The following is a 6506-nucleotide window of genomic DNA, read 5'->3' on the forward strand; positions in this document are numbered from 1 at the left end:
GGACCAGGGCGGAACCCACCGCTCCGCAGGTCCTTCCCACCCCAGCGACCGAGGAGCGGACCGCCCATGTGCCAGTCGGAGGAGGTCACCCGGGCCGTCCTGGCCAGGAACGACGGCCTGGCCGCGAGCCTGCGCGACGACCTGACCGCGCGCGGGGTGAACGTGGTGAACCTGCTGTCCAGCCCCGGCAGCGGCAAGACCGAGCTGCTCGGCCGGGTCCTCGCCAGGGCGCTGGAGCGGGACGTCCCCGTCGCCGCCTTCACCGCCGACCTCGCCACCGAGAACGACGCGACGCGGCTGGCCCGTTCGGGAGCGCCGGTGAAACAGCTCCTGACCGACGGGCTGTGCCACCTGGAGGCCCGGCAGGTCCGCGGTCACCTGGAGGGCTGGCTGCCGACGGACACCGCGCTGCTGTTCGTGGAGAACGTCGGCAACCTCGTCTGCCCCGCCTCCTACGACCTGGGCGAGCACCTGAGGATCGTGCTGATGGCGGTGACCGAGGGCGAGGACAAGCCCGCCAAGTACCCCACCGCCTTCGGCTCCGCCCACCTGGTCGTGCTCACCAAGACCGACCTCGCCGGACCGGCCGGCTTCGACGAACGCGCCTTCGCCGACCAGGTACGGCGGGTCAACCCCGGCGTCGAGGTCGTCCGCACCTGCGCCCGTACCGGCGAAGGCGTCGACACCGTCCTCGACCGGGTGCTCGCCGTACGCGACGGCGCTCCCGCCCACCGGCCCCTGCTCGCCCCGCACCCGCACGGTCACCTGCACGCCCCGACCGCCTCGTGACCGCGCCGACCACCGCGGCGGCGGTCCGCCGGCGCATCACGGTGCGCGGGACCGTACAGGGCGTCGGCTTCCGCCCCCACGTCCACCGGCTGGCCGCCGAACTCGCCCTCACCGGGTTCGTCGGCAACGCCGCGCACGGGGTCCTCATCGAGGTGGAGGGGCCGGCCACGGACGTCGAGCGGTTCTGCGAGCGGCTGGCCGGCGAACCGCCGCCGCTGGCCACCGTCATCGCCGTGGGCGTCGAGGAGGTACCCGCCACCGGGACGGACCCCGACTTCACCATCCGCGCCACCGAACAGTCCGCGCCGGGCCGCACGCTGCTCCCGCCCGACACCGCCACCTGCGCCGACTGCCTGCGCGAACTCGCCGATCCGGCGGACCGCAGGCATCGCCACCCCTTCATCACCTGCACCCACTGCGGACCCCGCTTCACCATCGCCACCGGGATGCCCTACGACCGCGCGGCCACCACCATGTCCGGCTTCCCCCTGTGCCCCCGCTGCACCCGGGAGTACGAGGCCCCGGCCGACCGCCGCTTCCACGCCCAGCCCGTGGCCTGCCCCGACTGCGGGCCCCGGCTGCGGCTGGTGCCCGCCGCGGGCAGCGCGGTGAGAGCCGCTGGCGACGGTGAGGCCCTGTCACGTGCGCGAGAGCTGCTCGCCGCCGGGCGGATCATCGCCGTGAAGGGCGTCGGCGGCTACCACCTCGCCTGCGACGCCGCCGACGGCCACGCCGTCGACACCCTGCGCACCCGCAAGGCCCGCGGCGACAAGCCGTTCGCCGTGATGTGCGCGGACCTCGACGAGGCGGCACGGATCGCCGAGCTCGGCGCCGCCGAACGAGCCGCCCTCACCGGACCCCGCCGCCCCATCGTCCTGCTCCGCCCCAAGCGTGGCGTCAGGCTGGCGGCCGGCGTCTGCCCGGGCAGCCCGCACCTCGGCGTGATGCTGCCCTACACCCCCGTCCACACCCTCCTCTTCGGCCTCCCCGGCGATCCGCCCGGCCCCCGCGTCCTCGTCATGACCAGCGGCAACCGCTCGGGTGAACCGATCGTCACGGACGACGAGGAGGCGCTGACCCGGCTGTCCGGGCTGGCCGACGCCTGGCTCGCGCACGACCGGCCCATCGCCTCGCCGTGCGACGACTCCCTGCTGCGGGTCCGCGCCGACGGCATCGAACAGGTACTGCGCCGCTCCCGCGGATACGCGCCGCGCCCGCTGCGGCTGCCGGTGCCGGTGCGGCCCGCGCTCGCGGTGGGCGGCGACCTCAAGAACGCGCTCTGCGTCGGCGAGGGCGACCTCGCCTGGTTCGGCCCGCACATCGGCGACATGGGCGACCTGGCCACCCTGGAGGCCGCCGCGAGGGCGGAACGGCATCTGCACCGGCTGACCGGCGTCCGCCCCGAACTCGTCGCCGCCGACCGCCACCCCGGCTACCACTCGGCCGCCTGGGCCCGCCGCCGCAGCACGCGACTTCCCCTGGCAAGACCGGTGTTCGTGCAGCACCACCACGCGCACATCGCCTCCGTCATGGCACAGGCGGGCCTCGACGGCACCACCCCCGTCATCGGCGTCGCCTTCGACGGCACGGGCTACGGCGACGACGGCAGCGTCTGGGGCGGCGAGGTGCTCGTCGCCGGCTACACCGGCTACCGCCGTCTCGCCCACCTCGCCCCGGCCCCGCTGCCCGGCGGGGACGCGGGGGTCGCCAACCCCTGCCGCACCGCGCTGGCCCGGCTGTGGGCGGCCGGCCTGCCGTGGGATCCCGACCTGCCCAGCGTCGCCGCCTGCTCGCGCGACGAACTCCGCCTGCTGGCAAGGCAGTTGCCGAGCGGCGTCGGCTGTGCGGCCACCTCCAGCATGGGTCGGCTCTTCGACGCGGTGTCGTCCCTCGCGGGCGTGTGCCACCGGGCGGGCTACGAGGCCCAGGCCGCCCTGGAACTGGAGGCGCAGGCCTGCCTGGCCTGGGACCGGGACCGCGCCGCATACCCCTTCGGCGACCCCCTCGACCCGGCGCCCGCCCTGCGCGCGGTCATCGGCGACCTGCGGCGCGGCACCCCGGTACCGGTGATCGCGGCCCGCTTCCACCGCGGTGTCGCCCGGGCCGTCGCCGCCGTCTGCCGAGGGGTCCGCGACGGCACCGGCCTGAACACCGTCGCCCTGACCGGCGGTGTCTTCGCCAACGCCCTGCTGGAGGACGCGAGCGCCGGACTGCTCCGCGACGACGGCTTCACCGTGCTGCTGCACGGCGAGGTCCCCCCGAACGACGGCGGGCTGGCGCTCGGGCAACTGCTGGTCGCGGCCCGCGAAGCACCGGACGACCAACCCAGAGGAACCAGCGACGAGACGGAGTGACCCATGTGTTTGGCAGTGCCCGGCAGGGTCGTGAGCATCGACGACACCGCCGATCCGCTCACCGGCCTGATCGACTTCGGCGGGGTGCAGAAGCAGGCGTGTCTGGAGTACGTGTCCGACGTGCGGGTGGGGGAGTACGTCATCGTCCACGTGGGCTTCGCCCTGCAACGGCTCGACGAGGAGTCCGCCCTGGCCTCCCTGCGGCTCTTCGAGGAACTCGGGCTGCTCGAGGAGGAGTTCGGCGACGCCTGGCGGCAGGCCGCCGAGCAGGCCGAGGGGAGTGAGGCCCGGTGAAGTACCTCGACGAGTTCAACGACCCGCAGCTGGCGCGCCGGCTGCTCGACGAGATCCGCGCCACCGCCACCCGCCCCTGGGCCCTGATGGAGGTGTGCGGCGGCCAGACCCACTCCATCATCCGGCACGGCATCGACCAACTCCTGCCGGAGCAGATCGAGTTGATCCACGGGCCGGGCTGCCCGGTCTGCGTGACCCCGCTGGAGTGCATCGACAAGGCCCTGGAGATCGCCGCCCGGCCCGACGTGATCTTCTGCTCGTTCGGCGACATGCTGCGGGTGCCCGGCACCGACCGCGACCTGTTCCGGGTCAAGGGCGAGGGCGGCGACGTCCGCGTGGTGTACTCCCCGCTCGACGCGCTCCAGCTGGCCCGGCGCCACCCGGACAAGCAGGTCGTCTTCTTCGCCATCGGCTTCGAGACCACCGCCCCCGCCAACGCCATGGCCGTGCACCAGGCCAAGCGGCTCGGCCTGGCCAACTTCAGCCTGCTGGTCTCCCACGTCCGGGTCCCCCCGGCCGTCGAGGCCATCATGACCGCCCCCCGCTGCCGGGTACAGGGCTTCCTCGCAGCAGGTCACGTGTGCAGCGTGATGGGCATGGGCGAGTACCCCGAGCTGGCCGAACGGCACCGGGTGCCCATCGTCGTCACCGGCTTCGAACCGCTCGACATCCTGGAGGGCATCCGCCGCACCGTCCGCCAGCTGGAGCGCGGCGAGCACCGGGTGGAGAACGCCTACCCCCGCGCCGTGCGCGAGGGCGGCAACCCGGCCGCCGTCCGCATGATCGAGGAGGTCTTCGAGGTCACCGACCGCTCCTGGCGCGGCATCGGCCGGATCCCCGCCAGCGGCTGGCGGCTCAGCGAGGCCTACCGGCCGTACGACGCCGAACACCGCTTCGACGTCAGCGGCATCCGCACCGAGGAACCCGCCGAATGCCGGGCCGGTGAGGTCCTGCAAGGGCTCATCAAGCCCACGGACTGCGCGGCCTTCGGCACCACCTGCACCCCGCGCACCCCGCTCGGCGCCACCATGGTCTCCAGCGAGGGCGCCTGCGCCGCCTACTACCTCTACCGCCGGATGTCCGGACCGGCGCCCGCGCGTGAGGAGATGAACCCCGTTGGCTGACCAGACCGTCGTGGACCCCGCGAACTGGAGCTGCCCGGCACCCATCCGCGACCAGCCGGTCGTGGTGATGGGCCACGGCGGGGGCGGCGCCCTCTCCGCCGAGCTGATCGAGCAGGTCTTCACCCCCGCCTACGGCAATGCGCTGCTCGCCGGCATGACCGACTCGGCCGTCCTGCACCTGGGCGGCGCCCGGCTGGCCCTCTCCACCGACTCCTACGTGGTACGGCCGCTGTTCTTCCCCGGCGGCTGCCTCGGCGACCTCGCCGTCAACGGCACCGTCAACGACCTGGCGATGAGCGGCGCCCGGCCCGCCTATCTCTCCGCCGCGTTCGTCCTGGAGGAGGGCGTGGAGCTGAGCGTCGTGGAACGCGTCGCGCGGGCCATGGGCGCGGCGGCCGAGACCGCCGGGGTCACCATCGCCACCGGGGACACCAAGGTGGTCGAGGCCGGCCACGGGGACGGGGTGTACGTCACGACCGCCGGCGTCGGGCTCGTCCCCGAGCGGGTCGACGTCCGGCCGCAGCGGGCCCGCCCCGGGGACGCCGTCATCGTCAGCGGACCGATCGGCCTGCACGGGGTCGCCGTGCTGAGCGTGCGGGAGGGGCTGGAGTTCGGCGTCGAGATCGCCAGCGACACCGCGCCGCTGGCCGACCTGGTGGCGACCATGCTGGATGTCACCCCGGACATCCACGTCCTGCGCGACCCCACCCGGGGCGGGCTGGCCGCCTCGCTGAACGAGATCGCCCGCGCCTCCGGAACCGGGGTCCGGCTCAGCGAGCGGGCCATCCCCGTGCCGGACGCGGTCGCCAACGCCTGCGGGTTCCTCGGACTCGACCCGCTCTACGTCGCCAACGAGGGCCGGCTGGTGGCCTTCGTGCCGCCGGGCGACGCCGAGGCCGTGCTGGCCGCGATGCGCGCGCATCCGCAGGGGTCGGGCTCGGTGGTCGTCGGGGAGTGCGTGGCCGAGCACCCCGGCATGGTCGTCGTGGCGACCGGCCTGGGCGGCACCCGGGTCGTGGACCTGCCGCTCGGGGAGCAGCTGCCCCGCATCTGCTGAAGCCGCCGGCCGGCGAGTGCCCAGCCCGCGCCTCCGGGCGCCGGCCGGGTCACTCGACGGCGGTGATCTCCAGTTCCCGGCCGCTGCGCAGTTCGGTGGAGGGCCGGTCGCAGCGCGGGCACCAGAAGAACGGCGGCATGCCCACCGCGAACTCCTCGGCGCACGGTCCGCACCAGGCCCGCGCGGTCACCTGCTCGACCACCAGGCGGGCGCCCGCGAGGGCGGTGCCGTCCCGGGCCACCTCGAAGGCGAAGTCCAGGGCGTCGGGGACGACCCCGGACAGTTCGCCGACCCGGACGGTCACCGCGGCCACACCGGTCGCGCCGTCCGCCCGGGCCCATTCGTCGGCCTGTTCCACGATCGCGGTCGCGATCGACAGTTCGTGCACGTCCGGCTCACGGATACCGGCGACGGGCACGCAGCCCACCGGCGATGCGCCAGATCTTCATCTCGCGCATCATGCTGGGGATCTCGGTGACGAGCAGCGCCAGGACCAGCGCGCCCACCACGGCGATCTCCGCGGCCAGCACGCGCTGGGCCGCCGTTCCCGTTCTCCTGCCCTGACCCTTCATGAGGCCTTGACCCTTCATAAGAGGGAACTCCCTTCTCTGTCTCATCTCCGGCTCATCCGGGCGGGATGTTCGGCATGACGTCCAGCAGGGCGTCGTGGCGCTTCCAGTGGATGTTGGTCGAGCGCCGCGCGTCGGCGGTGCCGTCCGAGTGGTGTCCGGTCTGCTTCTTGTACGGACCCTCGTTGCCCTGATGCATACCGGGCACGTGGGACGGGGTGTCGGGCCGCGCCTGGGGGCGGCCGACTCTGATGCTGCCCATGGATCTCTCCTTACTGTGTTGCCGTTCCTCAGGACCGCTCGGCCTCAGGACCGCTCG

The 6506-nt window shown here is 74.0% G+C and carries 8 protein-coding genes; 5 read left to right on the plus strand and 3 right to left on the minus strand.

All coding sequences use genetic code 11. From position 1 onward, the window contains the following. The first annotated feature begins 66 nt into the window (after positions 1 to 66). The 5 genes from hypB to hypE all read left to right on the plus strand — a co-directional run bounded on the left by hypB (position 67) and on the right by hypE (position 5618). On the plus strand, positions 67 to 789 hold the full coding sequence (hypB, locus tag AAW13_RS26025; protein ID WP_046732757.1) for a hydrogenase nickel incorporation protein HypB: 723 nt from the start codon (positions 67 to 69) through the stop codon (positions 787 to 789). Further along, positions 786 to 3143, plus strand: a complete 2358-nt coding sequence (gene hypF / locus AAW13_RS26030) for a carbamoyltransferase HypF (RefSeq protein ID WP_046732758.1) — start codon at positions 786 to 788, stop codon at positions 3141 to 3143. Before hypB ends, hypF begins: the two co-directional genes overlap by 4 nt. Positions 3144 to 3146: 3 nt before the next feature. Further along, the gene (locus tag AAW13_RS26035) at positions 3147 to 3437 is read left to right on the plus strand and encodes a HypC/HybG/HupF family hydrogenase formation chaperone (protein ID WP_046732759.1); all 291 of its coding nucleotides are present in this window, start codon (positions 3147 to 3149) and stop codon (positions 3435 to 3437) included. Next, a complete protein-coding gene (gene hypD, locus AAW13_RS26040; protein WP_046732760.1) occupies positions 3434 to 4561 on the plus strand; it encodes a hydrogenase formation protein HypD in 1128 nt (375 codons plus the stop codon). Before AAW13_RS26035 ends, hypD begins: the two co-directional genes overlap by 4 nt. A 67-nt stretch (positions 4562 to 4628) precedes the next feature. Further along, entirely contained in the window at positions 4629 to 5618 is a 990-nt protein-coding gene (gene hypE, locus AAW13_RS26045) for a hydrogenase expression/formation protein HypE (RefSeq protein ID WP_079178974.1), read from the plus strand. Positions 5619 to 5667: 49 nt separating this feature from the next. Here the strand turns inward: hypE and hypA are convergent, their stop codons facing one another. The 3 genes from hypA to AAW13_RS26060 are packed head-to-tail and all read right to left on the minus strand — an operon-like array spanning position 5668 to position 6449. Then, the gene (gene hypA, locus AAW13_RS26050) at positions 5668 to 6006 is read right to left on the minus strand and encodes a hydrogenase maturation nickel metallochaperone HypA (protein WP_046732774.1); all 339 of its coding nucleotides are present in this window, start codon (positions 6004 to 6006) and stop codon (positions 5668 to 5670) included. Positions 6007 to 6013: 7 nt separating this feature from the next. Beyond that, a complete protein-coding gene (locus AAW13_RS26055; protein ID WP_046732762.1) occupies positions 6014 to 6208 on the minus strand; it encodes a hypothetical protein in 195 nt (64 codons plus the stop codon). Positions 6209 to 6242: 34 nt separating this feature from the next. After that, the gene (locus AAW13_RS26060; RefSeq protein WP_046732763.1) at positions 6243 to 6449 is read right to left on the minus strand and encodes a hypothetical protein; all 207 of its coding nucleotides are present in this window, start codon (positions 6447 to 6449) and stop codon (positions 6243 to 6245) included. Positions 6450 to 6506: the final 57 nt, after the last annotated feature.

The sequence above is a fragment of the Streptomyces humi genome (assembly GCF_001005085.2).
Lineage (GTDB): Bacteria > Actinomycetota > Actinomycetes > Streptomycetales > Streptomycetaceae > Streptomyces > Streptomyces humi.

What these genes read in the sequence shown, in the direction of transcription:
- hypB (WP_046732757.1), top strand. Translation starts at nt 67, where the DNA reads ATGTGCCAGTCGGAGGAGGTCACCCGGGCCGTCCTGGCCAGGAACGAC.
- hypE (WP_079178974.1), top strand. Translation starts at nt 4,629, where the DNA reads ATGGGCCACGGCGGGGGCGGCGCCCTCTCCGCCGAGCTGATCGAGCAG.
- AAW13_RS26035 (WP_046732759.1), top strand. Translation starts at nt 3,147, where the DNA reads ATGTGTTTGGCAGTGCCCGGCAGGGTCGTGAGCATCGACGACACCGCC.
- AAW13_RS26055 (WP_046732762.1), bottom strand. Translation starts at nt 6,208, where the DNA reads ATGAAGGGTCAAGGCCTCATGAAGGGTCAGGGCAGGAGAACGGGAACG.
- AAW13_RS26060 (WP_046732763.1), bottom strand. Translation starts at nt 6,449, where the DNA reads ATGGGCAGCATCAGAGTCGGCCGCCCCCAGGCGCGGCCCGACACCCCG.